The organism is Mesorhizobium sp. M8A.F.Ca.ET.161.01.1.1 (genome assembly GCF_004792105.1).
In the GTDB taxonomy this organism is placed as follows: Bacteria; Pseudomonadota; Alphaproteobacteria; order Rhizobiales; family Rhizobiaceae; genus Mesorhizobium.
In genome coordinates this window covers 1-336 of the sequence record NZ_SRTD01000258.1, presented here as the reverse complement: position 1 = coordinate 336, position 336 = coordinate 1, and the positions used below count along the sequence as shown (strand labels likewise).

The 336-nt window shown below is 59.5% G+C and carries 1 pseudogene; it reads left to right on the top strand.

What is annotated here, in order from left to right:
• Positions 1-336, top strand: a pseudogene (locus tag EN804_RS35610) (carbamoyl phosphate synthase large subunit); the annotation flags it as partial.

The following is a 336-nucleotide window of genomic DNA, read 5'->3' as shown; positions in this document are numbered from 1 at the left end:
GCCGCGCCATGCAGATCATCCATTCGGAAGGCCAGCTCCAGACCTACATGCTTGACACGGTTTCGAGTCTCGTACCCGAGGACATCAAGCAGCGTTACCCGAACGACAAGACCGGCCAGATCAACACCCTGCTCGGCAAGAACCCGCTTCTGTTCGACAGCTACCTGACCAACGCCGTTGAAGTGGACGTCGACGCGCTGTGCGATGGCGAAAACGTCTTCGTATCCGGCATCATGGAGCACATAGAAGAGGCTGGCATCCACTCGGGCGACTCGGCCTGCTCGCTGCCTTCGCGTTCGCTCAGCAAGGAAACGCTCGACGAACTGGAGCGCCAGA